Source organism: Candidimonas sp. SYP-B2681 (assembly GCF_003971065.1).
Lineage (GTDB): Bacteria > Pseudomonadota > Gammaproteobacteria > Burkholderiales > Burkholderiaceae_B > Pollutimonas.
Genome location: NZ_RYDV01000004.1, coordinates 316212 through 341667, shown reverse-complemented (window position 1 = coordinate 341667; position 25456 = coordinate 316212). Strand labels below are relative to the sequence as shown.

Below are 25456 nucleotides of genomic sequence, written 5' to 3'. Positions count from 1 at the left end.
ATGCATATATTGATGCAGGCGTAATGGGGGCAGCAAATGCGAACTACAGTAACGATTGACGATGCGTTGTTTGAGAGGGCGATGCAAGTAGCCGACCCAGGTATCGAAAAAGCCGATCTTATTCGTGTCGCAGTCAAAACGTACGTGCGTGTACAGTCTGCGAAAAGACTCGCAGCCCTCGGGGGGGCAGCGCCTCAGATGCCTGACATACCACGCCGTCGAGAGGAGCCCTCCGAAGCATGAATGGCGTATTAGTTGATACTTCGGTATGGGTCGACCACTTCCGACGCGAGATTCAGGGATTGGTCTATTTGCTGGAGCGCGATCGTGTGATGGTGCACCCCATGGTTCTTGGTGAGTTGGCCTGTGAAACCCCACCTAATCGGGCACCAATTCTGGTCGATCTCGATAGCCTTCGAAACACCCAACAAGCAACCCTGAAAGAAACATTGGACTTCGTTGAATCCGAAGAACTTTTCGGTTTAGGCTGCGGGCTGGTTGATATGCTGCTTTTGGCCTCGACCATGATGAGCCCCCAAACAGAACTCTGGACATTGGATAAGCGCCTTTCAGCCTCGGCAGAACGCTTTGGAGTGATGCACCGGCCACAGGCTCACTGATTTTTGGAATTTGAAGGAAGGCGCTAATGTAGGACTGTGACGAAATTCCCAAACTCGGCGCGTAAAGTGGGGCACAGATATTTTGCTACGGAAATAGGAAAATCTAAAACTATGGGGCAACTAACCATGAATGTCCGGTCCTATATTCCTAACACATTGATTTTGGCGGTGGCACATCTAAGTTCGAATCGGATCCTACAAATGTTGCTCTAGGCTCTCTAGGCTTGTGAAGATTTCTTAGTAAAGGAATTTCGCTCTCGCTTCCTAAGTGATGTCACACGCTATCTTTCGCCTCCGGACCACACAATGACTGATTTGAACTTCGCACGCACCCAATCCCAAGCGTTCGTTAAAGCCGGTCACGGCCTGGGGCCTGATTCTTTCCGTCCGCGGCCACCCGTGCAACGCACGGCTTAGTTTCGATCAGAAGCACAAACGGCTTCCCAAAACCCTTCCGCCGTTTGGCTCAGTTTTGATCGATCGCGATAAAGTCGAACTTGCAAGGGAATCTGCCATTGCTCTGGGCCGGCAAGTACCAAGCGCTTTGCGTCCAGGTCATCGGCGATCAACGATTGCGGCAACCACGCGATGCCACGGCCGCTAAGCACCATGGGCCTAAGCACAGAGGCCAGATGCGCGGTGAAAACCGTCTGGATCGATAAGCGATCCAATTGCGGCCCCAGAATTTGATGCAAGATTCGGCCAATACCCGATTCCGCGCCGTAATCAAGCAGCTGTAAGGCACAACTTTGACTATCTAGAGACGTCACACGGTGCTGTGGTTGGCCTTGGTTATCCGCTGAGGACACTGGAACCAAGGTGTCGTTCCCAAGTTGGATAAATGGATAGCCTGCGGCCTCGAGCTGATCTTTGACATGCGGATGCGAGTGGCTTAGAACGAACTGCACCTTGCCTTGCAGCATGAGAGCTTCGCAACGTTGCAGCATATCCGAAACGCACTGTATGGCGCCTACGCTCACCCGAGGCTCTAGACTGCGCAGCCAGTTGGGCATAAAGGTGAAAGACAGCGTGTGTGTTGCCGCAAACCGCAACGTTGTCGATGACGATTCTTCTATAGTGCGTGCCTCTACGGGAAGGCGTGCGACTTGTGCCAGCAGGTCTTGCGCGACTTTACGAAACCATTCGCCCGTCTCGGTCAATGTGATCGGCTGCGTACTGCGGTCAAACAGGCTCGCTCCCAACCAATCCTCGAGTGCCCGGATACGTCTGCCAAACGCCGGCTGAGTCATATGGCGTAAGTCGGCAGCACGTGAGAAGTTTTTGGTCAATGCAAGCGCCAGGAAGTCTTCGAGCCAAGATATGTTCATGCCAGTGCTTTCAAAGCATAGAAGAAGAGAAAAATAGCATTGGCTCTAAATAGCAAGAAAGCCGACCATATCCAAACTCAACTGGAGAGTTTAGGAGCGGCAGATGAAGATCGTCAACATCATTGAAAAAACACTACCCATTAGTTCACCAATCCGAAATGCCTACATCGACTTTAGCAAAATGAACTTGAGTCTGGTAGCGGTTGTCACGGACGTCGTTCGCGACGGTAAACCCGTTATTGGATACGGATTCAACTCCAACGGGCGCTATGGTCAAGGCAAGCTGATGCGTGATCGCTTTATACCGCGCGTACTGGAAGCAGATCCCGCCACGCTGATTGATGCCAACGGCAATAACCTGGATCCACATAAGATTTGGGATGCCATGTTTACCAACGAAAAGCCGGGCGGACATGGCGAACGCTCCGTGGCGATAGGCACAATCGACATGGCGGTTTGGGATGCTGTAGCCAAGATAGAAGGGAAGCCACTATTCCAACTATTAGCCGACCGCTATGGCGACGGTCACGCTAACAAGAAGGTTTTTGTTTATGCCGCTGGTGGATACTACTATCCGGAGCAAGATCACAATAAGCTCAAAGACGAAATGCGCAGCTACATTGATCGTGGCTACAGTGTGGTCAAGAAGAAAATTGGTGGTGCTTCGCTTGAAGAGGATCTTCGCCGTATCGACTCGATTCTTAGCGTGCTGCAGGACGGCCAGAGACTCTGCGTAGATGCTAACGGACGCTTCGACCTTGACACCGCCATCGCCTATGCCAAAGCGCTATCGCAATACGATCTGTTCTGGTACGAAGAGCCAGGCGATCCGCTCGATTTTGAATTACAAGCAACTTTGCGTAGCTACTACAAGAACCCGATGGCCACCGGAGAAAACCTATTCTCCATGCAGGATGCCCGCAATCTCATTCGCTATGGTGGCATGCGTCCGGATCGTGACTGGCTGCAATTCGATTGTGCGCTTAGCTATGGGCTGGTCGAGTATCTGCGCACCCTCGACATGCTCAAAGAGCACGGCTGGTCCGCTAGCCGTTGTATCCCTCATGGAGGACATCAGATGTCCCTGAATATCGCCGCTGGACTCGGCCTGGGCGGTAATGAGTCCTACCCGGATCTGTTCCAGCCGTTTGGCGGCTTTCCTGATGGCGTGAAAGTCGAAAATAGCTACATCACCATGCCCGATTTACCAGGTATCGGTTTCGAGGGAAAGGCGGATTTGTATCGCGTGATGCAATCCCTTTCGGCATAGCGACTAAACAAATAACGAGGAGACAACATTATGAACATTCAAAAAATCATCCTGGCATTAGGGCTGGCCGGAATATCTATAGCCGCCCGAGCCGACTTTCCCGAAAAAGCCGTCACGCTGGTTGTACCGTTCGCCGCTGGAGGCCCCAGCGACAAAATTGCTCGTGACGTAGCCGAAGCACTGCGCAAACCCCTGGGGCAAGCGGTGATCGTCGAAAATACAACCGGGGCTGGGGGCACCATAGGCACCGCGAAAGTGGCGCGCGCGGCAGCAGACGGCTACACACTGCTCGTGCATCACATCGGCATGGCGACGGCGCCTGCCCTCTATAAAGAGCTCAGTTATACCGTGCCGGACGACTTCGAATTCCTGGGTTTGATCAATGAAGCGCCTTCCACCCTGATCGGCCGGCCCACCCTGGCCGCAAACAGCTTCGGCGAGCTCCGTAAGTGGATAATCGAGAACAACAACAAGGTTAATCTTGCCAATGCAGGTGTAGGATCGGCTTCACACCTTTGTGGCCTCATGCTGCAAAGCGCTTTGGGGGTCAACATGACTACCGTACCGTACAAGGGAACGGCACCGGCTATGATTGACCTGATGGGGGGACAGGTCGATCTCATGTGCGAGCAGGCCACCAACGCGGTGACACAGATCGAAGCGAAAAAGGTCAAGGCGTATGCTGTCACCAGCGCTCAACGCCTCAAACTCCCTTCGATGGCAGAGGTTCCTACCCTGGCAGAATCAGGTTTGGCTAATTTCAACGTAACGGTTTGGCATGGTCTTTACGCACCCCGCGGCACGCCTTCCGACGTCATTGCAAAACTAAACACTGCCCTTCGAAGTGCATTGAAAAATCCAGACCTTATACGGCGACAGGAAGCCCTGGGCTTGACCATAATCAACGACGAACGCTTAGAGCCTGCGGGACATAAAAAATACGTGACTGCAGAGATGGATCGCTGGGCGAAAGTGATCCGTGATTCGGGGCAGCAACCTAATTAAGAAGGGGCAGAACAGGCTGTCCGATTAACTGCACCCCAAAAACGTTGGATGTCGAACTTCTGGGGTGTAGTTCAGGTGTCCTTTATATTTCAAACCAATAGAGTGCTTCGATTGATTGCGTCGATACTGCTATCGATGAACATTTTTTTGCTAATCCAATCTGTGCTCAAACACTCCTTGAAACGCGTCACGCCCCTGCGTGGGCTCCCCCATGTTTCAAGCGGGCACGTAGGCGGCGGTGGTGCCACCGTCTACGCTATGACTCGGTGCGCGATCGGGTAAGCTGCGTAAGCAGCGACGTCCAACGGGCTATCGACGTTGCCCCGCATTACAGTTCACAGTTACGTTTCCGAATGTCGTCCCGCTTTCCACTGCTTGATGCGCAAAAGCGATATTGGCCAGCTCGAACTTTGGACCGATATGGTGTTGCAGAAGCCCGTCACGCAGCATCGCTTGTACTCCGTCCACCGCACGCGTCCGCTGTACAGTGGTGAGCTCATAGACAAGAAAGAAATGCAGTGACAAGGAGCGAGGCAGCCAGTGAGCATAGTTAACCGACACTAAACCGCGTTCATTGGAACCGTAGCAAACGAACTTGCCGTGCGGCGCCAGGACGTCCCGGTCTACCAGCGCGATGGTAGTGGACAAGTCCATATCGATAATGGCATCCACACCAGTACCGTTCGTCATCGACAATACACGGTCAGCGACCGGCTCGTCTTTATAGAGGATCGTCTCGCCCAGACCCGCATTATGCAAGAATGCCGCCTTCTCCTTTGATCCGACGGTAGTGATCACGCGGGCGCCCCGCGCGCGGGCCATTTGTGCCGCATAGAAACCGACACCTGAAGCACCGCCAATGACCAGTACCGTGCGGCCCGGCTCGAGTTCGGCAAGCTCTACGGCTCGATAAGCGGTCAACGCCGGAATGCCGAGGCATGCCCCTTCTTCAAAAGATACGTCCTCGTGCAAGAACACAGCCCGTGCCGCCGGCAAAACGACGTATTCCGCCGCCGTTCCATGTGGTCGATTGTATTGGGCGTTCCATACCCACACGCGTTCGCCCATCCGGTCGGGGTCCACGTCCGCGCCCACTTTATCGATGATCCCGGCGCCGTCACTATGAGGGATCACGAGATCCCAACGGACCGGCCGGCCGCCGGCCCGAGACTTGACGTCAGACGGGTTGACGCCTGAGCATGCAATCCGTACACGGACCTCGCCCAGACCTGGCTCAGGGATGGGCTGCGTCCCGACACGAAGCACATCGTCGGCTGGTCCGTTTCGCTCGTACCACGCGGCTTGCATCATGAGAGCTCCTGTTTAACAAAACGATTGCTCAACGTGCCGAGGCCCGTCAGGGACACGTCTACGCGGTCGCCCGGTTGCAGATTAGGGGAGCTGCCATCGGTCCCCATCCAGATGATGTCACCCGGATGCAATGTCAGGTATCCGCTCATTGTGCTAATGAACTCTTCAATTCCGAAAAGCATGTCCGCCGTTTCGAAGCAGGTGGTTTGGGCTCCGTTTACCGATACGACCGTCTGCATGGTCGATACATCAGCTTCGGTGGAAATCCAGGGGCCCATCGGTTTGAAGGTGTCCGAGTTCTTTGCACGCCAGAAGGTGCGATCCGATGCCTGCCAGTTGCGCTCGCTGACGTCGTTGCCAATGGTATAGCCCAGGATGCACTTCTTGACTTCGTCGACGGAAATGTTCCTCGCTTTCTTACCGATTACGACGACGAGCTCCCCTTCATAGTGGACACGCGTCGCATCGGCGGGAATGATCACGTCTTCGCCGTGAGCCAGCAGGGCATTATTGGCCCGATACCCCACGTCCGGTTTCTTCGGGATCGTCATGCCCTCGGTGCTGATGTGCTTGACATAATTCAAGCCCACGCAATAGAAGGTAGATGGAACGATGGGCACTTCGATTTTCACGTCTGCCAGTTGCAGCCGTGTTGCCGTCTTCTCATATCCGCCAAGTGGATCCCCATTCACCGCAGTGATCTTGTCTCCATCATCAAGAATTCCGTAGCTGATTTTTCCGTTCAAACTGTACCGAAGCCATCTCATCCTTTCGTCTCCTTAAGCGTTCAAAGCAAAAATAATGTCTTCACCGTTCAGCTCGGTGATCAGCCAGTGGCCCGCATCACGCTTCATTTTGATATGCATGTTGCGGATCGATTCGATCCCCGTCAACGGAGATGGCTTGCAGATTTCCACGCCAGGCTCATGCCGAACCACCAACATATAGCCGCGCATCGCGCAGCGTTCGGTTTCGTATTCATCGAACACCAGGTTGGTAATGATGTGTGCAATTTTCATCGTTGCCGACCGCTGCATTAACGCTGCGTGGACTGCTGACGGGCCTTCAAGTACTTTTCCCTGACGATGCCATACGGCATCCGACGCGAGCAGCGCCACCAAGGCGTCGTACCTCCGCTCATCCAGGTGACGAAAAAACAGCGTCACCTGATTCTCACACTGCTTCATATCGTGATTCATATCGCCGCTTCTTCTTTGCCACGGTTAGAGGTGGGCTGCGCCAAAACTGAAGAATCGATGTCAGCCAACGTTGGGGTCCCACACAGTTGCATCGTCCTTCTCAATTCATCACCCAATATGGCCAGCGCACGATCCACCCCGTGGTATCCTCCGCCAAGAACACCGAACAAGGTTGCGCGGCCTGATAGCACGCCGCTCGCCCCAAGTGCCAGAGCCTTGAATACATCGCTACCCCGGCGAATACCGCCATCGATCAACACAGGGACACGGTTGTTCACGGCGCGCACGATGCCCGGCAAGGCATCCAGCGTGGCCACGCCTGTATCCAGCTGCCGCCCGCCATGGTTGGACACGACCAACGCGTCGACGCCCACATCGAGAATGGCGTCGACGTCCAGTGGATTCACGATACCCTTGACGATCAGTTTCCGCGGCCAACGGTCACGCAGCGCGCGCAGCGCCGTCAGGTCGAATGCCGGGTCGTAATTCATGCCGGCCACGCCCTGCATCTTTGTCTTATCCGTTTGCAATGACGCCAAGCCCTGGAGACTCGGCATAAACGGGGGCTTTCGCAATAGCATGTCTAGCGACCAGAAGGGTTTCCTGACAAACTGCCCGATATTCTTGTACCCGAGCTTCATCGGGAAACTTAAACCGTTGAGCAGGTCTCGTTCCCGCTTGCCACCGACAGGAAGGTCTACAGTGATGACCAGGGCTTCGTAGCCCGCCGCCTCGGCGCGGTCTATGAGCGCGTTCAGGCGCGCCTTGTCTTGCAGGATATAGGCTTGAAACCACAGCCGCCCGGGCGCCTTATCGGCAATTTCCTCGATGGAGGCGGTCGCCGACGTTGAGAGCGTATAAGGTATGCCGTATTTAGCCGCTGCCTGAGCAAGCGCGACGTCGCCGCCACGCCAGCCGAAACCGACAGCTCCCGTCGGGGCAATCGCAATGGGCAACCCCATAGGCAAGCCGAATAATTGTGCTGACATATCCACGTGGGCAACGTTGCGCAGGACGCGTGGCGACAGCCGCACTCGCTGGAATGCATCGCAGTTGTCGGTCAGTGTCACCTCGTCTTCAGCGCCACCGTCATAAAAGTCAAACACGCCACGAGGCAGCCGTGATCGGGCTGCCTCGCGAAGGCGTTCGATGGAATAACAGTCATTCATGTTCGATCGCATAGTTTGCCAGTGATCTCATTCGGGTGTAACGTTACCGTTCTTGATCACCGCCGCCCACCGCTCCTTGTCAGCTACCAGGAACTTACGGAATTCTTCTGGCGAATCCCCAATAACTTGTGCCCCGAGCTGTTTGAGCTGCTCCTTTACTTCCGGCGAGGAAATCGCGGCTACCGCAGCCTTGTTTAGTTTCGCAACGATTTCCTGGGGGGTGCCTGCCGGAGCCAACATGCCGACAAAGGGGGCGCCTTCTTCAAAACCGGTCATCCCCGCGCTTTCCAGCGTAGGTACGCCCGGAAAATCCGGATGCGGTGCTTGAGTGCCTACCGCCAGTACACGAAGCCGCTTGTCCGCAACATAGTTGGCAATGCCAATGCTGGGATAGAACATGAACGAGATGCGTCCCGCGATCATTTCCTGCAATGCCGGACCATTGCCCTTGAACGGGACGTGAATCATTTCAATCCCAGCCTGCGTCGCAAGCATTTCAGCGGCCAAATGGGCCGATCCGCCAAATCCGGATGATCCGAATGTCAGTTTTTCCGGGTTTGCCTTGGCGTCCGCAATGAGGCTCTGCAGATCCTTGTATGGCGAATCATAATTAGTCACCACGACCATGGGCAGGCTGGCGAAATTGCTGACGGGCTCGAATACCTTCGTTGCGTCGTAGTTATAGCGATCCGGATACAGCAGGGGATTCACATTGAGCGTCAGTGAAGTCACTAGCACCTTATATCCATCGGGCGCAGAGTTCATGACATCGTTGGCCGCTATATGCGCACTGGCACCGGGCTTGTTTTCCACGACCACGGATTGGCCCAAGTGACTGCTCATGTGCTTGGCTACTACGCGCGCTATCACGTCGGTAGGGCCGCCGGCAGAGTAGCCAATGACCATGCGTACAGGTCGATCCGGAAAGTCGGCGGCGCTAGCGGCCCCAACCGTCAGGCATGCAATCGTAGCGGCGACGATCGCCAGGTTCTTTATTAGCTTCATTTCAATCTCCAGTATGAATTATGGTTTTATGTCTGTCGTTTTGGTCAAGCGGTGGGTCAGTACAGCTCAGGGAAATATTTGTCAGCCATGACCTGACAACGCTTGATCAGCCGGCGCTCATCCGGGCTGTAGTCCGCAACTGCATTGTGAATCGTGCCCATGTTGTCCCACATCAGCACGTCGCCTTCAGCCCACGGGTGGCGGTAGCGATACTTTTCCTGCGTCTGGTGTTCGAACAGGAATTGGAGAACCTCATTACTACGCGCTTCTGGCAGCTCATTGACGCGCATGGAATACCCAGGATTTGCGTATAGCACCTTACGACCAGTGATCGGGTGCGTCAGGAATATGGGATGCGAGACGGGTGGCTTCCGCTTACGCTGTTCTTCCGTCAAGGGCGGGCGGGAGCTGCCCTCCTTACGGCGCATCATCTCCCAGAATTTGTTGAAGTCATGCGTCACGGTCATGCCGTCGAGTTCAACCTTCAATCCTTCAGGGAGATCCTCGTAGGCAGCATGCATATTGCAGAAAGCCGTGTTTCCTAACGATTCGCCATCGCGGAAGGGGATCTTGATGCCATACAACACGTTGCTGAAGGCGATGGTTTTGCTGTAAGACATGTCCGTGTGCCAATCCTGGCCGGCGTCGCTCAACCCGATTGGCTGTCCGTTCTCTTTTATGTTCGAAAGAATCATGACTTCCGGATACTGCTCATCGTGGTACATGTTGGCAACGTTGATTTCCAGCTTGCCGAAATTCTCGGCGTAATCGCGCAGTTGCTTGGCTGTAAGCTCTTGATTTGGAAAGCTGACTACGCCATATTGCCCCAATGCCTGTTCGATCGCCTTGTAATTCTCGGCGCTCAATGGCTTCGACAGATCAATATCGTGAATTGTGGCGCCCAGTCCACTGACCTTTGGTTCTATTCTCATTAGCTGTTCCTCTATGGTGTATTACGCGGCTTGCCTAAGGATGGACAAGACCTGATCAGAATGGGTAACCGAGCGGGGATTGACGGCGAGCCCGCGCTCTTTCATTGTTTGTTCCGCAATGGCCGGCAAATCGTCTTGGGTGATGCCGACTTCCGACAGGGACGAGGGCAAGTCCAATCGCTGGATCACTGCTGCAACCCAGTCGGCAACGCTTAGGTGCCCTGTACCCGACACACTATTCAATACCACCAATGCAGGCGCAAGGTTTGCACTGGCGACCTGCTCATTGAACCGAAGCGCGTGTGGCAGGAGGATGGTGTTTACTTCGCCGTGCCCTACGTTGTGCCTGGCACCAATGACGTGACAGATCGCATGGTGCAAACACGTCCTGGCCATTGACAGCACAACTCCAGACAAATGTCCTGCCAGTAGAAGACGCCAGCGCTGCTCGTTCGGGCTCATGGACTCGTCGGTAAGCGCCTGGGCAAATAGTTCGACCGACTGGAGCGCAATGCCGTCAGAGAACAGCGATCTGTTTCTCGAGTACATGCCTTCAAAGCAGTGCGCCAAGCCGTTCATTGCGGTGTAGCGCATTAGCTTCAAGGGAATATCGCGGCTCAATTCCGGGTCGATCAGTACCGACGTACTGGCCAATTGCCTATTCCAGAAGAGCAGCTTGTGGTCGCCGTCCCGTACGCCGAATGAAGGTGTGACCTCTGCAGCTGAAGCGGTTGTCGGCAACGAAATGATCGGTAGCTTCGCACGAGTCCGTGAAGGAATTTCGACAGTTGAGGGAGGCGTGAACCGCGTTGCATGATCTGCCAGACAGCCGCCCTCGGAAAGCAACATTGACAGCGCTTTTGCTGAATCGGACACGCTGCCGCCCCCGATCGCGACGATGCTGTCACATCCGGAGTCGACGAGGTCCCTTGCCACCGATTCCACCCACTGCACGCTGCTGTGCGTCGGCACAGAAGTGAATATCCGGGTTTCCATGCCACTTAAGGTTTGACGCAGCGTGGCCCAAGCTTCTGAGGCTGCCATGCGCTCCTGCATCAAAACGACCGGAAGCGTGCTTCCCAATGCGTTCAGTTCGAGGCGCAAGGATTCAGCACAGCCGGCTCCAAAACGGACGTGCGTTCCAAACAGGTGGTAGTCGATGCTAGGTATGGTCATTTAAATTTGATGTGGATCAAGAATTAGGGCCATTCTATGGGGGTCGATTGCGGATGCATAGGGAAGGATGGCAAAATCACTGTTTCCTTTTCAAGAACAATAGGCGTAAGAAGGTATGAATACTGTCGAGTGTATAGAAGTGTTTGTGGAAGTCGCGAAAGGCCTCAGCTTTACGAAAGCGGCGGAACGGCTCGGCACCAGTCGGTCTGTCGTGACTAAGAAGATCGCGTGGCTTGAGAAAACTTTTGAAACCCAGCTATTACAGCGAAACACCAAGCGAGTGAGCCTTACGGAGAGCGGCGAAATTTTGCTGCGCAATGCCGACAGCGTGCCGCGAGCGATCAGTGAGTTGAAAGACTTGGTCCGCAGCTCGGTCCAGCGTCCTACTGGAAGAATTCGCGTGGGCTCGCCTCCGTCGTTCGGGGCGGTTCATTTGGCCCCTGCGATTCAGGCGTTCTTGGAGACCTATCCCGAGGTGCAGGTCACCTTGCAGCTGGATGATGGCCGAAGCGACCTGATCGCGGAAAACATGGACCTATCGGTGAGAATTGCGCCCCGTTTACGAGACACGAGTCAGATCGCCTACAAGATTGCGGTGGTGCCGCAAGTGCTGGTCGCTACGAAGGAATACCTTGAGCGGTTAGGTCGACCAATACACCCCGTCGATTTGAAGCGGCACAACTGCTTGCTGCATTCACTGAAAGCGCCAACGGGATCTTGGCACTTTACCGACGACAAGGGTGAGCTGCATACGGTTCAGACTAGCGGTTCGTTTAACTCAAACTTGGGCGAATCCTTACTGCACCTTGCGCAACGCCATTACGGCATCTCGATGCATCCGCGCTATATGGTTGAGGGGCTCATTGCGGATGGCCGCCTCAAGGTCGTGTTGCCTGACTATAAATGCCAAGGACTGGAAATTTACGCCATCGTACAGAGCAAGCGCTACCTGCCCTACAAGGTGCGCTTGTTCGTCGACCATTTACGGACGCATTTTCAGGATACAAACTGGGTGAGCCCGTCAGTCGGCACATAAACTGTCCCGCCAGGGCTTCATTTAGCGTCCGGATTTCCATGGTCGACGGCCCTAAGGCCCTAACAAGCCTAGCGATCCGGCCGCTTTTCTTGGGGGGCCTGAAGCAGTGCGTGCGACGGCGTCCGGGGGGTCAGCAACCGTTTTCTAAGTTCTTGGGATTTCAAGAAAAAAGCCGCCGCCCACTTTCAACGACTGGCTCATTGATCAAGGCTCTGCCACTGGAAAGAAACACGCTGCCTGCCTGTTTGCCTTTATATCGAGCAAGGCGGGCGCCGCAACCTTGCATTCCGGCTGCATACGTGCGCAGCGCGGATGGTAGGTGCAGCCAGAAGGTAAATTTGTGGGGGACGGAACTTCACCTACGATTCTGGACAGCTTGATGCGGGCCGCTGGATCGGGCACGGGGGAGGAGTCCCGAAGTACACGGCTGTATGGATGGAGCGGGGCGTCCAATACCTGCGCGGTAGGACCGCTTTCGATGATGCGGCCGAGATACATGACACAAACCTCGTCGCAAAAATGGCGAACGACGCCCAAGTCATGCGAGACGAACACGAACGACAGTTGCCTTTCGATTTTAAGGCGCTCGAGCAGTTGCAGGATTTGAGCCTGTACCGATACGTCTAGCGCGGATACCGGCTCGTCGGCGACGATCAGTTCGGGGTCGAGCACCAGGGCGCGCGCGATACCGATGCGCTGCCGCTGGCCCCCGGAGAACTCGTGGGGATAGCGATCCATGGCAGACTGCGGCAGGCCGACTTCGTCCAGCGTCTTGGTAATTTTCGCTTCAATGTCGGCTGGCTTGCCAAGGCGGTGTACCTGCAGCGGTTCGGCTAGCGTCTGCCGGACGGTGCGCCGTGGGTTCAGTGAGGCAAACGGGTCCTGAAACACGATTTGAATTCGCTGGCGCAGTTGCCGAAGCTGCGCTGCGTCGGCCTGACGCACGTCGATGCCGTTAAAGTGAATCGACCCCGAATCAGGTTCTATCAAGCGCAATAGCGTCCGCGCGACGGTGGATTTGCCGCAGCCGGATTCGCCTACCAGTCCAATGGACTGCCCTCGGGCGACGTCGAACGATACGTCATTGACGGCTCTGACGATTTGCTTGGGTGCGCCGAGCCAGCCGCCGCCGCTTTCGAAGCGTTTGACCAGGTTGCGTACTTGCAAGAGAGTATTCATGCGTGTCCTTCAGCTTGACGAGCCCGCACGAAGCAACGGACTTGTTGTTTGCTGCCGGGAAGTTCGGTCAAGGGTGGATGTTGGGTTTCACAGATCGGCTCGCGCAGTGCGCATCGTGCCGCAAAGGTGCAGCCTGTAGGCATGGCCGTAATGGCCGGTACGCTGCCCGGTATGGGGTCCAGGGTCGCCGCATTGGAATCGACGCGCGGCATGACGCGCAGCAAGGCTTCCGTATAGGGGTGAGCCGGACGCGCAAAGAGCGCGTTTACCTCGGCCAGTTCGACGACTTCACCGCCATACATGACGGCAACGCGGTCGGCTATCTGCGCCACAACGCCCAAGTTGTGCGTAATGAAGATCACCGACATGCCGTAGGCTTTCTTCAGATCGTCCAGCAAGGTCAGGATCTGCGCCTGTATCGTGACGTCCAGTGCGGTCGTCGGCTCGTCGGCCAGCAGTACCTTGGGCTTGCAAGCCAGCGCCATGGCGATCATCACGCGCTGGCGCATGCCGCCCGAGAATTGATGTGGGTAATCGTTGAAGCGCTTCGCCGCGCCCGGGATCTTGACTTCCTCCAGGACCTCTAGCGCAATTTTCCGCGCTTCGCTCCAGCTCAGCTTGCGATGCTGGCGCACCGCTTCTGCGATCTGGTCGCCGACGGTCATCGTCGGGTTCAGCGAGGTCATCGGCTCTTGGAAGATCATCGCGATGGCATCGCCGCGCAACCGGGACATCTGCTTCTCGGAAAGCTTGTAGAGATCATTGCCTTCCAGCAGCACCTCGCCGCCGCCATGGCGCGCACCGGTCTGAGGCATTAGGCGCAGTATCGACAAGGCGGTCACGCTCTTGCCGCTACCTGACTCGCCTACGATAGCCAGCGTTTCGTTTTTGTCGACGGACAGCGACACGTTCCGTATGGCCGCGTGCCACTTGCCGGCGATGCGGAATTCGGTGCTCAGGTTCCGAAGTTCGAGGGTAGGTGTGGTGGTTTGCATGCTTACTCCGAGCGAAGCTTGGGATCAATGGCATCCCTTAGAGCATCGCCAAGCAGATTTAAGGCCAGTACCGTGAGCAGAATGGCGAGGCTGGGGAAAACGGTTAGCCACCAGGCGTCCAGGATATTCTCGAAGCCTTCCCTTATCATGCTGCCCCAAGTCGCTGTGGGGGGCGGCACGCCCAGGCCGATGAAGCTGAGCGAGGCTTCGGTTCGGATCGCAGAAGCCATCCACAAGGAGCCCAGCACCACCACATCGGAGATCATGTTGGGCACGATGTGTATGCCCATTAAGCGCAGCGGGCCATAGCCCAGCGCCCGCCCCGCTTCGATAAAGTCGCGCTGCTTCATGGCGATGGTGGGGGCACGGGCTACCCGTACGAAGGGCGCGATTTCAGTGATGGCGATGGCGATGATGAGGTTTTCCAGGCTGGCACCGAGCATGGCTGCGATCATCAGTCCCAGTACCAGAGTAGGGAAGGACAGCAGTACGTCGACCAGTCCCATTACCAGGCGGTCGAACAGTCCGCCAATATAGCCGGCGAGTACGCCCAGGGAGGAGCCTATGGCCATCGCGATGAGGATGGCCACGAAGCCCACCAGCAGCGACACCCGCGTCCCATAGATCAGGCGCGAGAGCACATCGCGGCCATAGCTGTCGGTGCCCAGCCAAAATTCGGCGGAGGGCGGCTCGAGGCGATAGGCGATGTTTTGCTGCAAGGGATCGTGCGGGGCAAGCCAAGGCGCGAAAACGGCCGCGAACACAAGCAAAAGCAATAGTCCCAGACCCACCCAGGACAGGCGGTTCTTGCGCAATGCCAGCCATAGCGCATTGGGCCGTGGCGCAACGGAAACGATAGCACTCATTGGTATTTCACCCTTGGGTCGACCAGCCCGTAGATCAGGTCGGTTAGAAGATTGACGACAATCACGCAGGAGGCGAACACGATCATCAGCCCCTGCAGCAAGGTGTAGTCGCGCACATTTAGAGCGCCCAGGATCAGCTTGCCCAGGCCCGGCCGATTAAAAACAATTTCGGTCAATACCGAATTGCCGATAAGGGTGCCGAAGTACAGACCCACGACGGTCACAATCGGGATCAATGCATTTCGCAAGCCATGGCGCAAGATCAGCCGCATGGGCCGGATGCCCTTCGCGCGTGCGGTGCGAATATAGTCTTCGCCCATCACGCCCAGCATGGAAGAGCGCGTTACCCGCATGACATAGGCCATCATGATGAGGCCCAGGTTGAAAGCCGGCAGCGCCAGATTGCGCAATTGCGAGCCCCAGTCGTCCGCATTTGTCGAGCTAATGACGGGAAACCAGTTCAGCTGAATGGCAAAGACCAGCAGCATCAGGATGGCCGACACGAAGGCGGGAAAGGACAGGCCCGTCAAGGACAGCAGGCGCCCCAGATAATCCGGCCAAGCGTTGCGCCGTAGCGCCGCCCACACGCCCAAAGGCAAGCCGAAGATCGAACCGATCAGGATCGCCGCGGCGGTCAATTGCAAAGTCCAGGGAAGCACCTGTGCGACTTCGTGCAACACGCTCCTGCCTGTGGACATGGACACGCCGAAATCGCCAGTAAGTATATTGCCCAGGAAAGTCAGGTATTGCTGCAGCACAGGTTGATCCAGGCCCAGCTGTATGCGTAGCGCCGCCAGGGCTTCGGCGCTGGCCTGGTCGCCTAACATGACTGCCGCGGGATCTCCAGGCACTAGCCGCACAAGGATGAAGACCACGGTCAACATGGCCAGCAAGGTTGGAACGGCCAGCAGCAGCCGTTTAATGGCAAAACGCATCATGGGAATGGCTCCGTCAAAGTCTTTTTCGCCGTATCGGCGGCCATGAGCCGTTGAGCGCTAAGGTTTTCAATCCTGCGCGCGGTCGTACCGCGCACAATCAAGTCAGTCAGCGCAGCACCGACCACCGGGACTAACTGAAAGCCGTGGCCCGAAAACCCGAACGCATGGAAAACGCCTGGAGCGTTGGGGGACGCCCCCACCACAGGCAGCATATCGTCTGTTTTCGCTTCGAGTCCGGCCCAAACGCGGATAATCCGGATCGTACGCACACCGGGAAACAAATCGGTAGCCGCGCGCGCGCCCTTGGCGAGAATACGCATTCTAGCCGTCGATGTCTCTTTATCCAGATCGGGTATGCCTTGCAGCCCACCACCGATGACCAGCGTACCCTGGTCCGATTGCTTGAACGACAGCGACCGTCCCATGATCGACACCACCGGCTTGATGAAGGGCGACAGCCGCTCGCTGACCATCATCATGGACGATTTCGTGGCCAGCGGGATATCGTCGCCGACCATGGCCGCCACCCTGGCGGACCAGGCGCCAGCGGCGTTCACGATAACGGGGACGACCCATTCGTGCTGGTTGGTCTTCACCGCCCAGTCGCTGCCGCGACGCTCGATGCCGGTGACGCCGCACTGCTCTTTGATGACGACGCCTGCCGTTTCCGCGCTTTGTCGAAATGCGCGCAGCAAGCGATGCGGATCCGCCGCACCATCGCGTCGGGCAAGGGATGCGCCTACGCAATGGTGGCTGAGCGCGGGCAGCCAGCGGCGCAACTCGTCGGGGCCGATCAGCTCTTCGTGCGTGTAGCCGTCCTTGCGCAAGGTTGCCACGCGCGACGCGAGGCGATCCAGCGTAGCTGGGCTCTCGGCAACGCAGATCTGGCCGCTGGCTTGAAAGCCGCAGTTGTCGCCCACCAGCGCCTGTAAACCATGCCACATCTCCATGGATTCCAGAGACAGGTCCAGTTCTCCGCGGTCGCGGTTCAGGGTGCGTACCCCTGCGGCGGTCGCACCCGAGGCGTGGCGGCCAACCCAGGCCCGTTCAATCACGATCACGCGCTTACCGGCGCGCGCCAGATGCAGCGCTGCCGATAAACCGTGCAGACCGCCTCCGATGACGGCGACGTCGTAGATTTGGCCCGTCATGGCAGGTCGTCTCCGATATCCAGCGAAGCGAGCTCGCCGAGGGTCAAGGGTTTCAGTGGCGGTCGAATACGGTAGAAGCCCATCTCGCTGACGTCGCACTTCTGCTCTGCCGCCAGGATATGGGCGATGGTGTAGCCGCATTGACGACCTTGGCAAGGCCCCATGCCCGCCCGTGTGATTGACTTGATCTGATTCGGGCCCGGTTTACCGACTTTGGCTGCTGCCCGGATGTCGCCTGCCGTGAGCTCTTCGCAGCGGCACACGATGGTGTCGTCCGAGGGCTGGAACACGCGCCGATCCGGAGGATACATGGCGTCCAGCATGGGCCGGATAGCCAATTCTTTATTCAGCTTGCCGCGTAGGGGCAGGGCGAGGCGTTCGGCTTCCTGCGCGGTTATCTTGTTCAGGCGCAGCGCCACGCCTACCGCCGCGATCTCGCCGCGTAGTTGCGCCGCACGCGCGCCTCCAATGCCGGTGGCGTCGCCGGCCGCGAACACACCGGCCTGACTGGTTTGGCCCCAGGCGTCCACATTGGGCGCAAGGCATGCCTGGGCGGGTAGCCACGTATGAGTGCACTCCAGTGACTTCGTCATGTGTATGGATGGCACAACGCCTTCATGTACCAGCAACAGGCGGGCTGGCACGCGCTGCGTGGCGCCATCGCTGCTTTCATACACGACGTGGGTGAGCCGGCCTTCACCTTCCGCACGAAACTGGCGGATGCCACGGATGATAGGCACCTTGGCGGCCTGCAGGCCTTTGATCCATTGATATCCCTTACGCATGTCGCGCCAGCTTCCCATGGCCGCCAGGAAATGCGGCATGCCGCGCCGCCAGCTTCCCGCCGGCGCCGTGTCCAGCCAACCGGCGATCTTTCCGCCGGCCTTCAGCAACTGCGTCATGTACAGCAGTACCAGTGGCCCGCTGCCTGCGATCCAAACCGGATCCGTTGGAACCTGATGCGAAACCTTCAAGGTAATCTGCGCGGCGCCGACGGTCATCACGCCCGGCAAGGTCCAGCCCGGAAAGGGCGCCGGCCGCTCTTGCGCGCCTGTTGCCAGCAACACGTTGTCTGCCTGCACAATTTCGGCTTCCTGGGCTTGGCTCATGTAAATATGCCAGCCCGGCTCCAGCTGCCACACCTGCGTGTTTGGCTGGTAGTCGGCGCCGCAGCCCCTGAACTCTCGCGCCACGGCTTGTCCGGCGCGGTATTCGTCGCCCAGCAGCTTCCCGGTTTCTGTCTCGGCTACGGCTTCGACGGCGCGCCAGATTTGGCCCCCGGGTGCTGGTTGCTCATCCACGACCAGCACTTTCAATCCTAGGCCGGAAGCGCGAATAGCGGCGCTCATGCCGGCCGGGCCGGAGCCAATAATCGTCAAATCGTATTTGCGCGTCATGTTGTGATGCTCCGCTTGCCATGCTGGCGTTCGACCGTCATGCCGTCACGGACGGCAACCAGACAGGTCTGCGTCGATGCAACGCCATCCACCGTGGCAAGGCAATCAAAGCAGACACCCATCATGCAGTAGGGGGCGCGCGGATTGCCATGGACAGGCGTGCTGCGCGCAACAGGCGAATCCTGCCGCAATAAGACCGAGGCAACGGTTTCGCCCGGACTGGCTGTGACACGCTGGCCATCGATACTTAGGGTAAGCGCTTGCGCGCCGGGATCACTCAATTGATGAAACATCGAATCGCTCATGATGAAAAAAATTCAGACGGGGTTCCAGCTTGGCGTTGCGCAGGCAGCTCGCCAAAGGTCCCGCATGGAATGACGCCAAGGTGACGCCAGAGTGGCAAAGCGCAATCCACGCGCCAGGGTAGACGGCCGATTCCGCGTAAACCGGACAGCCATCAGGAGTCATGATGCGCAGGCAGGACCACTGGCGGATCAAACGGGCCGCGGCCAGATCGGGCAGCACCTGCAAGGCCTTTCGGCTCATCTGGGCCGCCGCCGCGGGCGTCGTGCTCAGGTCGAAGCCAACGTCCTCTTGAGTCAGGCCTATCATGACCGTTCCCTCCTGCGTCTGACGGATTCCACTCGCTGGCAGCGGCAGTAGCGGCGCTAGACGCTCGGTCACCATCAGCTGTCCGCGTTGCGGGCGCAAGGGCACGTCCAGCTCGACCATAGAACCCAAGGCGGACGAACTCAGCCCCGCCGCAATGACGATCTGCGCTGCATCGAACCGCTGATGATTGGCGTGTACTGAAAAGCCTCCCTTGCTCAAGGGGGATATGCGATCCACGGCATGGTTGCCCAGCAAGGTTCCCCCTCGCCGGACCAGGCCTTTCTGCAAAGCGGCCAGCAGGCGCAGTGGATTGACATGCCCGTCGGTGGCGCCGAAACTCGCCCCGCTGACGTCATCGCCCAGGCGCACACCGGGTAGCAGCTTTTGTAGAGCGCTGCGGTCCAGCATCTCCGTGCAGGGGGCGCGTTCTGGCATCTCTCCATGCCATTGCGATAGCCGTGCCTGGCGCGCTTCCCACTGCGATTCGCCCACGCAGAAATTAAGGCCACCCTTGCTTTCGTAATCCAGGCGTATGCCGGTCTCGTCCGTCAACCGGTTGGCGAAGAGCGGCCAAAGCTGGGCCGCTTCGTGGGATAGCCGTTGATACGCCGGGTTGCCATAACCCTTGCCTTGTACCCATACAAGACCGAAATTGGCTTTGGCGGCGCGAAAGTCGGTATCGCCGCCGTCCAGTACGAGCACCCGGGTATGATTGTTGGCCAAGCCGTAGGCGACGGCTGCGCCCACCATGCCACCGCCGATGACAATTACGTCATAAGATTCAGTTCTTGGCATGTTGATTTGATGGAAAAGTATGAACAAGTCGCTCAACCTTCGGCAGGTCGAGGCTTTCAAAGCGGTGATCGAACTGGGCACCGTCAGTCGCGCAGCGGATGCGCTGTTTGTATCGCAACCTGCTGTCAGCAAGCTCCTGAGCAAATTGGAAGAAGACACTGGCCTGAGCCTGTTCGACCGGGTGCGAGGAAAACTGGCGCCCACGAGTCATGGCATGCGCCTTTATGAAGAAGTCGACCGCGTGTTTACTGGCCTGCGCCAGCTTGAACAAGCGGTTGACTCGATACGGCGCGACGAGCAGCGGCAGCTGACGGTAGGCGTCATGCCCGCCTTGTCGGGCTCGTTCGTGCGCCGCGTCACCATGAATTTCATCAAAGCGCATCCCAACGTCCATGTGTCGATCCAGACCCGAGGCTCGCAATTTCTGGCCGACTGGATGGTGACAAGACAGATCGACGTCGCGTTGGTCGGCAGCCGAGTGGAGAACCCCTACATCGATCGGGAACCGCTGATTTCGTCGCCGTTGTTTTGCGCCATGCCGATGAACCATGCGCTGACCAAAAAACGCGTTATCCGCGCCTCGGACCTGGACGGCGTGCCCTTCGTGTCGTTTGCGACGGGCAGCCAGACCGACGAACTGGTCCAGAAAGCCTTCGACGCGGTGGGCGCGCGACTTAACCACGTGCTTGACACGGTGACTGCGCCCACGGTGTGCGAATTCGTCGCGGCCGGCATGGGCGTCTCGTTGATTCATCCGCTGTTCGCCGAAGGCACACAGGGTCGTATTGCGCTGCGCCGGTTCGATCCTGACATCTTCTTCAAGTTTCAGTTGTGCCGCATGCGGGCCTCCCGCAATGCCCGCCTCGTCGAGGCGTTCATGCACGAGGCCCGCGTAGTGGCACAAGAAGTGTCGGCTGAACTGCTTCATGGTCAATGACCGGGCCACTGCGGCTTATTTGGTCTTCACGGAGGTCTTCTCCGTGATCGGCGGCGCCAGGTTCAAAGAACCGTCCAGTTTGTAGCCGTAGTCCACGTGGCTGCCGTGGGCCCACACCTGCTTCAGACCGAAGAGGGGAATGCCGCATACGTCAGCGTGGATCTTGGCTTGTGCGTCTTTCCAGAGGGCCAACTGCTTGGCATTATCCGGCTCGACACGCGCGGCCCGTATGCTTTCATCGGCCACTGTGCAGTGCGAGAAGTTCGACATGGCAGTGGGCGATCCGATTGCCGCCGCTGAATCAAAGAACTCGGACAGGTAGGCGTCGGCGTTGGGAAAACGGGCCGCGCCATAGAACACGATGGCACTCTGATCCTGGCGGCTGCGCGCCTGATACGTCGCATGGTCCACTACCACCAGCTCCAGCTTGATGCCGGACTTGGCCAGCTGCGACTGCACGATTTCCATGATGGGCAGTTGGGCCGAAATATTCGACACGATGGACTTGATTTCGATGCCATTTGGGAAGCCTGCCTCGGCCAGCAAGGCCTTGGCGTGCCCGGCATCGTGCTTGTAGGCACCTGCGCTGCAATCGTGGCCTAGGTAGCCTTCAGGCACGATGGAACAACCTTTGGACGCCACATCCTTGCCCGCATAACGAATGATCTCGTCCACGTTGACCGCCTCGGCGATCGCCTGGCGTACCTTGACGTTGTCCAGTGGCTTGATATTACGGTTCAGATGCAGAATCCGAAATTCAGCCGGTTCGAAAATGTCGACATTCACATCCCGCTTGCGGGCGCGCTCCACCCAGCGCTGTTCGCGCTTGCCTTGGATGATGTCGATTTCCTTCGAGGAAAAGGCCAGATCCCGAGCGCTGTCGGAAGGAATCATGCGGTAGGTGATGCCGGCGAGTTTCGGCTTGCCGCGGTGGTACTCGTCATTGGCATCCAGCCGCACATATTGCTGCGTCACATGCTCGCCAAAGGCGAAGGGGCCCGTACCGATGGGCGAAGCGCCGAACTTGGTACCTAGCTTCTCGGCCGCCGCCTTGCTGACAATATTCCCGCCGTGATAATCCGACACCCGTCCAAGGAAACCCGAGTCCGTATACTTGAGCGTCACCCGCACCGTGTAATCATCAACGGCTTCAAATTTCTCGACGCCAGCAAAGCTTGCGGCGAAGCTGGAGCGTTTCGGATCTGCAGCTCGCTCCAGAGAATAGACCACGTCTTCGGCCTTGACCTCGCCGTAGCCCCCATGAAACTTGACGCCTTTGCGCAGCTTGAACGTCCAGACGGTGCTGTCTTTCGACGCTTCCCAGCTTTCGGCCAGATCAGCCTCCAGTTTCGTGGGATCGGCGCTGCCCGGCGCAAAGCGAACGAGACCATCGAACATTTGGCTGGCGACGCCCTTGTCGGCTGTGGAGGTGGCGCGATGCGGGTCGAGCGTGGCGTTGTCGGACGCGCCCGAGCTGATTCGCAGCATGGGCCGTTCAGTGCCCTGTGCGTAGACGGAAGAAGACACGCTCGCGCTTAAGGCCAGCACGGCGGACGATACGATAGACAGCGTTTTTAGTTTCATGGTTGCCCCTGGTTTTAATGTGGCTGTAACGAGGGCAATCCTAGGATCTTCATCAAGTAACGTCAAAGTCCTTTATGGAACCATCGTATTCCTAAAGGTTATGGACTGGAGAAAGAAGGGATGGTCTCCTAGGACCCTCTCTTAACAGATGCGGGTTTCTACCTACGATCAGTGTTTACATAGAGTCGGGTTTACCCCAAGGGGCCAAACCGGCGATTCGTCCCGCTTACGGCGAATTACGGATGCCGGGCAAACGAGTTAGGACAACCCGCGGCGATGTTCCTGCAAGGATTTTGGGAACAATACTATTATTGCCAATCTAGGCTCGGCACAGCGCCATGCCATGACGCGCAGTTCGATTTCCAATGTATCCACTATGTTTATGTCCCTGCTGCCGCCTTCATCTTTCCTCGACAAGGTATTGAGCGTCGTCGCTCGACGTTATCGCTTGCCGGAGATCGCTGCCGAATTTTCTCAGACCCAAAACGCCGGCTCCGCGACGACGCTGGCCATCGCCATCGAGCAGGCGCGCCGGGCAACGGTTCGCGGCGAAGTGCCGGACGCTAAACTGAAGCGCCATTTCATCGACGCGTTGGCGCAGATGATTCATGAGGCAATGCGCGCCGAGGTCGGAGACCCCGCCTTTCAGGCCATGGTGCTCCGCCACCGGGCTGCGCACGTTCGTGAGTACGCTTCGCTGTCCCAGCGCGCAGATCAAGATCGCCGTTCGGTTCATGCGGCCGTTAATGCATTCGCTCATCCGGGCAAGCAGCAGCGAATCCCTCTAGGTAGACAACGCGATGCATTGGCTCAATTGCATACCTGCGCTTCCAGGGCGTCCTGGTCAGAGCTTTTCGATACCGCGCAACGCTTGTCGCTGATGCCTGAAATCAAGAACGAATCGGCATTTTTACTTGATTTGACGCGGCTCCTGGATAGTCCCGCATTGGAGCGCCTGCGGCGTCTCGACGTCTTGGGTTCGGACGAAATTGTGCGTCAGTATCAATCTCTGTGGGACGCGCAAGGCCCTCGTTCAGGAAGCCGTACAGCCCTTGCGCAAGGCGCTGCCTCGCAACAGCGTGGAGCAGCAGTCGAAGCGTTGGCCACGCAGGCGCTCGAGGCGCTGGCGTGGCGGCTTAACGAAGAAGAGGGTGCGGCGGCGATATACCGCGTCGTGACCTCGATGCGCGTGCCGGCCTCAATACCTGGCAGTTTCGATCGCGCCAAAAGCGAGTGGGACGTGGTGCTGCTAAGGCGGGCGTCGACCGATGACGCAATGGCAGAATGGGACGTTTGTTTGCTTGTCGAAGCGAAGGCCTCCGTGGATGCCGCGACGACCGATCTATCGCGGCTGCTGAGAGGGTTACGCCTGCTTGCGCATGCCGAGGAGACGCTCGCTTATCCTTTTGAAACCAAGCAGGGAATAGTGCGCCTGCGCGGTGCATCACTAAGGGCGTTAACCGCCGATAAGACGAATTTAACGCGGGCGGTTCTCTATTGCTCTGATGCGCCTGCCGAAGCGGCTCCGCGTCTGCTAAGCGCGGCCAGCCGAATGCAACTTTTGTCCGCGCAGGCCAGTGTGGAATTCGCCAGTACGCTGGCGTCGAAGCAACATGCCGATGCTCAAGACCTGGAGCCTGTTTGGCATGAGTTGTTGGAATCGCCACGGTGGGGTTCTGTGCTTCACCAATACGCGATACAGCACCAGGTACGTGAATTGATGGTTCATACTGAAGACCTGCTGGCGGCGATCAACGGCACCGCTGGGGCAGTGCGAGATGACGTACGATCTTGAACGAGATCGAATTTTCCCGACGCGCCTCGTGTTTCTCAACAGGGCGGCTGAAAGCCGGCTTCTTTGATGAAATCGCCTAGCTGCGAGGCGGAGAGCACGATTGCCGCAACACGAACTCGGTGGGTATTTCTATCCGTATGGGTTCTACCGGCGTCTCGCGCGCGATTCTGCGCAATAGCTGCAACGCTGCCTCGCGTCCTAGCGCGTAGGGGTCATAACGAATCACACTGATTGCAGGGGTCGCCAGCCGCGCCAGTTCGGTATCGTTTGAGGTAATCAGCGATATATCGCCTGGGATGTCCAGGCCCTTCATGCGCACGGCTTCAAGAACACCGCTTAATAGGTGCATGCCTGATGAGATGATGGCAGTGGGTCGCTTGCTCATTCCCAAGAGTACCTGCGTTTCCCTGAACCCATATTCGGTGGCAAAGCTGTCCAGGCGCAACAGCTCGCGATCTACCGGTACGCCGGCATGCTGATGTGCTTGCAGGAAACCGCTGAGCCGGTCGCGCCCGACGCGGTTGGTCTTGCCGCCGCTGATCATGGCGATACGGCGATGGCCCAGACTTAATAAGTATTCCGTGGCCTGGCGCGTGCCGTTGAAGTGGTCGGCACCGACCGTATCGATGGGTAGGGCGAGTTCACGTTCGATCAGCACGACAGGAAAGCGCGCAGCCTTTATGGTCTGCAGCATGTCGGCATCGGACTCTTCCTCTACCGTGAATAACAAGCCGTCGGCGCGACGTCGTGTGAACAGCTTGACCAACGCCACTTCGCGTTCAGGCTGACTGTTGCTGCTGGCCACCACGAGCATGTAGCCTTTGTCGGACAAGGCGTCCTCCGCCCCTTTTACCATCGAGGAATACAGGGGGTTGCGAATGTCGGAGAAGATGAAGCCGATCATGCGGGCAGAGACGCCGCGCATTCCTTGCGCGGCGGCGTTCGGTGTCCAGCCCAATTCCGAAATGGCCTTTAAGACTTTGCTGCGCACTTCTTCGGTGACCGATGGCGCGTCGTTAACGACGCGCGAAACCGTACCGATTGCGACGCCTGCTACGCGAGCCACGTCATGAACGGTGACCCTTTTGATTTTTTTCGTCGCGGTCAGGGTTTGTTCTTTGAGGGCCATGTATTCGCTTTTTTATCGTCTAAGGGC

Annotated in this window: 25 protein-coding genes; 7 read left to right on the top strand and 18 right to left on the bottom strand. The window is 57.6% G+C overall.

Going from position 1 to position 25456, the window contains the following annotated elements:
- Positions 1-36 precede the first annotated feature (36 nt).
- Together EKL30_RS11075 and EKL30_RS11070 are read left to right on the top strand one after the other, a co-directional pair.
- Complete coding sequence (locus EKL30_RS11075; RefSeq protein WP_126707280.1) at positions 37-243, top strand: type II toxin-antitoxin system VapB family antitoxin; 207 nt, start codon at positions 37-39, stop codon at positions 241-243.
- Entirely contained in the window at positions 240-620 is a 381-nt protein-coding gene (locus tag EKL30_RS11070) for a type II toxin-antitoxin system VapC family toxin (protein ID WP_126707279.1), read from the top strand. The genes EKL30_RS11075 and EKL30_RS11070 overlap by 4 nt, the downstream gene beginning before the upstream one ends.
- A 413-nt stretch (positions 621-1033) precedes the next feature.
- Here the strand turns inward: EKL30_RS11070 and EKL30_RS11065 are convergent, their stop codons facing one another.
- Complete coding sequence (locus tag EKL30_RS11065; RefSeq protein ID WP_126707278.1) at positions 1034-1948, bottom strand: LysR substrate-binding domain-containing protein; 915 nt, start codon at positions 1946-1948, stop codon at positions 1034-1036.
- A gap of 103 nt (positions 1949-2051) precedes the next feature.
- Between EKL30_RS11065 and EKL30_RS11060 the strand changes: the two genes are divergently transcribed.
- Positions 2052-3218: a mandelate racemase/muconate lactonizing enzyme family protein gene (locus EKL30_RS11060; protein ID WP_126707277.1), complete on the top strand. Its 1167-nt coding sequence runs from the start codon at positions 2052-2054 to the stop codon at positions 3216-3218.
- A 30-nt stretch (positions 3219-3248) separates the two neighbouring features.
- On the top strand, positions 3249-4223 hold the full coding sequence (locus tag EKL30_RS11055; protein ID WP_126707276.1) for a tripartite tricarboxylate transporter substrate-binding protein: 975 nt from the start codon (positions 3249-3251) through the stop codon (positions 4221-4223).
- A gap of 309 nt (positions 4224-4532) precedes the next feature.
- On the opposite strand, the gene EKL30_RS11050 is transcribed toward EKL30_RS11055, so the two are convergent.
- Genes EKL30_RS11050 through EKL30_RS11020 form a run of 7 tightly spaced genes read right to left on the bottom strand, consistent with a single transcriptional unit; the run spans position 4533 to position 11015 of the window.
- Positions 4533-5534 carry an NADPH:quinone reductase gene (locus EKL30_RS11050; protein WP_126707275.1) on the bottom strand — a complete coding sequence of 334 codons (1002 nt, stop codon included), beginning with the start codon at positions 5532-5534 and terminating at the stop codon, positions 4533-4535.
- Positions 5531-6301 carry a fumarylacetoacetate hydrolase family protein gene (locus tag EKL30_RS11045; RefSeq protein ID WP_126707274.1) on the bottom strand — a complete coding sequence of 257 codons (771 nt, stop codon included), beginning with the start codon at positions 6299-6301 and terminating at the stop codon, positions 5531-5533. Before EKL30_RS11045 ends, EKL30_RS11050 begins: the two co-directional genes overlap by 4 nt.
- Before the next feature lie 12 nt (positions 6302-6313).
- A complete protein-coding gene (locus tag EKL30_RS11040) occupies positions 6314-6733 on the bottom strand; it encodes a nuclear transport factor 2 family protein (protein ID WP_126707273.1) in 420 nt (139 codons plus the stop codon).
- Complete coding sequence (locus tag EKL30_RS11035) at positions 6730-7902, bottom strand: alpha-hydroxy acid oxidase (protein ID WP_233583018.1); 1173 nt, start codon at positions 7900-7902, stop codon at positions 6730-6732. Before EKL30_RS11035 ends, EKL30_RS11040 begins: the two co-directional genes overlap by 4 nt.
- 27 nt (positions 7903-7929) lie before the next feature.
- Positions 7930-8907 carry a tripartite tricarboxylate transporter substrate binding protein gene (locus EKL30_RS11030; RefSeq protein WP_126707271.1) on the bottom strand — a complete coding sequence of 326 codons (978 nt, stop codon included), beginning with the start codon at positions 8905-8907 and terminating at the stop codon, positions 7930-7932.
- Between the two features lie 56 nt (positions 8908-8963).
- Entirely contained in the window at positions 8964-9839 is an 876-nt protein-coding gene (locus EKL30_RS11025) for a TauD/TfdA family dioxygenase (RefSeq protein WP_126707270.1), read from the bottom strand.
- Positions 9840-9860: 21 nt separating this feature from the next.
- Positions 9861-11015: an iron-containing alcohol dehydrogenase family protein gene (locus EKL30_RS11020; protein WP_126707269.1), complete on the bottom strand. Its 1155-nt coding sequence runs from the start codon at positions 11013-11015 to the stop codon at positions 9861-9863.
- Positions 11016-11130: 115 nt separating this feature from the next.
- Here EKL30_RS11020 and EKL30_RS11015 point away from each other — a divergent pair, with 115 nt between their 5' ends.
- Positions 11131-12051 (top strand): LysR family transcriptional regulator, encoded by a 921-nt coding sequence (locus tag EKL30_RS11015; RefSeq protein ID WP_126707268.1) that lies wholly within the window; start codon positions 11131-11133, stop codon positions 12049-12051.
- A 204-nt stretch (positions 12052-12255) separates the two neighbouring features.
- Here the strand turns inward: EKL30_RS11015 and EKL30_RS11010 are convergent, their stop codons facing one another.
- Genes EKL30_RS11010 through EKL30_RS10975 form a run of 8 tightly spaced genes read right to left on the bottom strand, consistent with a single transcriptional unit; the run spans position 12256 to position 19984 of the window.
- Complete coding sequence (locus tag EKL30_RS11010; RefSeq protein WP_126707267.1) at positions 12256-13230, bottom strand: ABC transporter ATP-binding protein; 975 nt, start codon at positions 13228-13230, stop codon at positions 12256-12258.
- Positions 13227-14225, bottom strand: coding sequence for an ABC transporter ATP-binding protein (locus EKL30_RS11005; protein WP_126707266.1), 999 nt, complete (start codon positions 14223-14225; stop codon positions 13227-13229). Before EKL30_RS11005 ends, EKL30_RS11010 begins: the two co-directional genes overlap by 4 nt.
- Positions 14226-14227: 2 nt before the next feature.
- Entirely contained in the window at positions 14228-15091 is an 864-nt protein-coding gene (locus EKL30_RS11000; protein ID WP_126707265.1) for an ABC transporter permease, read from the bottom strand.
- Positions 15088-16029, bottom strand: coding sequence for an ABC transporter permease (locus EKL30_RS10995; RefSeq protein ID WP_126707264.1), 942 nt, complete (start codon positions 16027-16029; stop codon positions 15088-15090). The genes EKL30_RS11000 and EKL30_RS10995 overlap by 4 nt, the downstream gene beginning before the upstream one ends.
- A complete protein-coding gene (locus tag EKL30_RS10990; RefSeq protein WP_126707263.1) occupies positions 16026-17180 on the bottom strand; it encodes an FAD-binding oxidoreductase in 1155 nt (384 codons plus the stop codon). Before EKL30_RS10990 ends, EKL30_RS10995 begins: the two co-directional genes overlap by 4 nt.
- Positions 17177-18577: an FAD/NAD(P)-binding oxidoreductase gene (locus EKL30_RS10985; RefSeq protein ID WP_126707262.1), complete on the bottom strand. Its 1401-nt coding sequence runs from the start codon at positions 18575-18577 to the stop codon at positions 17177-17179. The genes EKL30_RS10990 and EKL30_RS10985 overlap by 4 nt, the downstream gene beginning before the upstream one ends.
- A complete protein-coding gene (locus tag EKL30_RS10980) occupies positions 18574-18870 on the bottom strand; it encodes a (2Fe-2S)-binding protein (protein WP_126707261.1) in 297 nt (98 codons plus the stop codon). Before EKL30_RS10980 ends, EKL30_RS10985 begins: the two co-directional genes overlap by 4 nt.
- Positions 18851-19984, bottom strand: a complete 1134-nt coding sequence (locus tag EKL30_RS10975) for an FAD-binding oxidoreductase (protein WP_126707260.1) — start codon at positions 19982-19984, stop codon at positions 18851-18853. Before EKL30_RS10975 ends, EKL30_RS10980 begins: the two co-directional genes overlap by 20 nt.
- A 19-nt stretch (positions 19985-20003) precedes the next feature.
- On the opposite strand from EKL30_RS10975, the gene EKL30_RS10970 reads away from it, so the two are divergent.
- The gene (locus EKL30_RS10970) at positions 20004-20921 is read left to right on the top strand and encodes a LysR substrate-binding domain-containing protein (protein ID WP_126707259.1); all 918 of its coding nucleotides are present in this window, start codon (positions 20004-20006) and stop codon (positions 20919-20921) included.
- 15 nt (positions 20922-20936) lie between these two features.
- Here EKL30_RS10970 and EKL30_RS10965 read toward each other — a convergent pair whose 3' ends face one another.
- Positions 20937-22505 carry an ABC transporter substrate-binding protein gene (locus tag EKL30_RS10965; RefSeq protein WP_126707258.1) on the bottom strand — a complete coding sequence of 523 codons (1569 nt, stop codon included), beginning with the start codon at positions 22503-22505 and terminating at the stop codon, positions 20937-20939.
- A gap of 382 nt (positions 22506-22887) precedes the next feature.
- On the opposite strand from EKL30_RS10965, the gene EKL30_RS10960 reads away from it, so the two are divergent.
- On the top strand, positions 22888-24300 hold the full coding sequence (locus EKL30_RS10960) for a 3-deoxy-D-arabino-heptulosonate 7-phosphate synthase (RefSeq protein WP_126707331.1): 1413 nt from the start codon (positions 22888-22890) through the stop codon (positions 24298-24300).
- Positions 24301-24376: 76 nt separating this feature from the next.
- Here the strand turns inward: EKL30_RS10960 and EKL30_RS10955 are convergent, their stop codons facing one another.
- On the bottom strand, positions 24377-25429 hold the full coding sequence (locus EKL30_RS10955; RefSeq protein WP_126707257.1) for a substrate-binding domain-containing protein: 1053 nt from the start codon (positions 25427-25429) through the stop codon (positions 24377-24379).
- Between the last annotated feature and the right edge of the window lie 27 nt (positions 25430-25456).

Coding starts and splice junctions, on each gene's coding strand:
- EKL30_RS10985 (WP_126707262.1), bottom strand. CDS start 18,577: ATGACGCGCAAATACGATTTGACGATTATTGGCTCCGGCCCGGCCGGC.
- EKL30_RS11055 (WP_126707276.1), top strand. CDS start 3,249: ATGAACATTCAAAAAATCATCCTGGCATTAGGGCTGGCCGGAATATCT.
- EKL30_RS10995 (WP_126707264.1), bottom strand. CDS start 16,029: ATGATGCGTTTTGCCATTAAACGGCTGCTGCTGGCCGTTCCAACCTTG.
- EKL30_RS11030 (WP_126707271.1), bottom strand. CDS start 8,907: ATGAAGCTAATAAAGAACCTGGCGATCGTCGCCGCTACGATTGCATGC.
- EKL30_RS11020 (WP_126707269.1), bottom strand. CDS start 11,015: ATGACCATACCTAGCATCGACTACCACCTGTTTGGAACGCACGTCCGT.
- EKL30_RS10955 (WP_126707257.1), bottom strand. CDS start 25,429: ATGGCCCTCAAAGAACAAACCCTGACCGCGACGAAAAAAATCAAAAGG.
- EKL30_RS11010 (WP_126707267.1), bottom strand. CDS start 13,230: ATGAATACTCTCTTGCAAGTACGCAACCTGGTCAAACGCTTCGAAAGC.
- EKL30_RS11060 (WP_126707277.1), top strand. CDS start 2,052: ATGAAGATCGTCAACATCATTGAAAAAACACTACCCATTAGTTCACCA.
- EKL30_RS11015 (WP_126707268.1), top strand. CDS start 11,131: ATGAATACTGTCGAGTGTATAGAAGTGTTTGTGGAAGTCGCGAAAGGC.
- EKL30_RS11025 (WP_126707270.1), bottom strand. CDS start 9,839: ATGAGAATAGAACCAAAGGTCAGTGGACTGGGCGCCACAATTCACGAT.
- EKL30_RS10975 (WP_126707260.1), bottom strand. CDS start 19,984: ATGCCAAGAACTGAATCTTATGACGTAATTGTCATCGGCGGTGGCATG.
- EKL30_RS11045 (WP_126707274.1), bottom strand. CDS start 6,301: ATGAGATGGCTTCGGTACAGTTTGAACGGAAAAATCAGCTACGGAATT.
- EKL30_RS11000 (WP_126707265.1), bottom strand. CDS start 15,091: ATGAGTGCTATCGTTTCCGTTGCGCCACGGCCCAATGCGCTATGGCTG.
- EKL30_RS10970 (WP_126707259.1), top strand. CDS start 20,004: ATGAACAAGTCGCTCAACCTTCGGCAGGTCGAGGCTTTCAAAGCGGTG.
- EKL30_RS11065 (WP_126707278.1), bottom strand. CDS start 1,948: ATGAACATATCTTGGCTCGAAGACTTCCTGGCGCTTGCATTGACCAAA.
- EKL30_RS11050 (WP_126707275.1), bottom strand. CDS start 5,534: ATGATGCAAGCCGCGTGGTACGAGCGAAACGGACCAGCCGACGATGTG.
- EKL30_RS11035 (WP_233583018.1), bottom strand. CDS start 7,902: ATGAATGACTGTTATTCCATCGAACGCCTTCGCGAGGCAGCCCGATCA.
- EKL30_RS11040 (WP_126707273.1), bottom strand. CDS start 6,733: ATGAATCACGATATGAAGCAGTGTGAGAATCAGGTGACGCTGTTTTTT.
- EKL30_RS10990 (WP_126707263.1), bottom strand. CDS start 17,180: ATGACGGGCCAAATCTACGACGTCGCCGTCATCGGAGGCGGTCTGCAC.
- EKL30_RS11075 (WP_126707280.1), top strand. CDS start 37: ATGCGAACTACAGTAACGATTGACGATGCGTTGTTTGAGAGGGCGATG.
- EKL30_RS10960 (WP_126707331.1), top strand. CDS start 22,888: ATGTCCCTGCTGCCGCCTTCATCTTTCCTCGACAAGGTATTGAGCGTC.
- EKL30_RS11070 (WP_126707279.1), top strand. CDS start 240: ATGAATGGCGTATTAGTTGATACTTCGGTATGGGTCGACCACTTCCGA.
- EKL30_RS10965 (WP_126707258.1), bottom strand. CDS start 22,505: ATGAAACTAAAAACGCTGTCTATCGTATCGTCCGCCGTGCTGGCCTTA.
- EKL30_RS11005 (WP_126707266.1), bottom strand. CDS start 14,225: ATGCAAACCACCACACCTACCCTCGAACTTCGGAACCTGAGCACCGAA.
- EKL30_RS10980 (WP_126707261.1), bottom strand. CDS start 18,870: ATGTTTCATCAATTGAGTGATCCCGGCGCGCAAGCGCTTACCCTAAGT.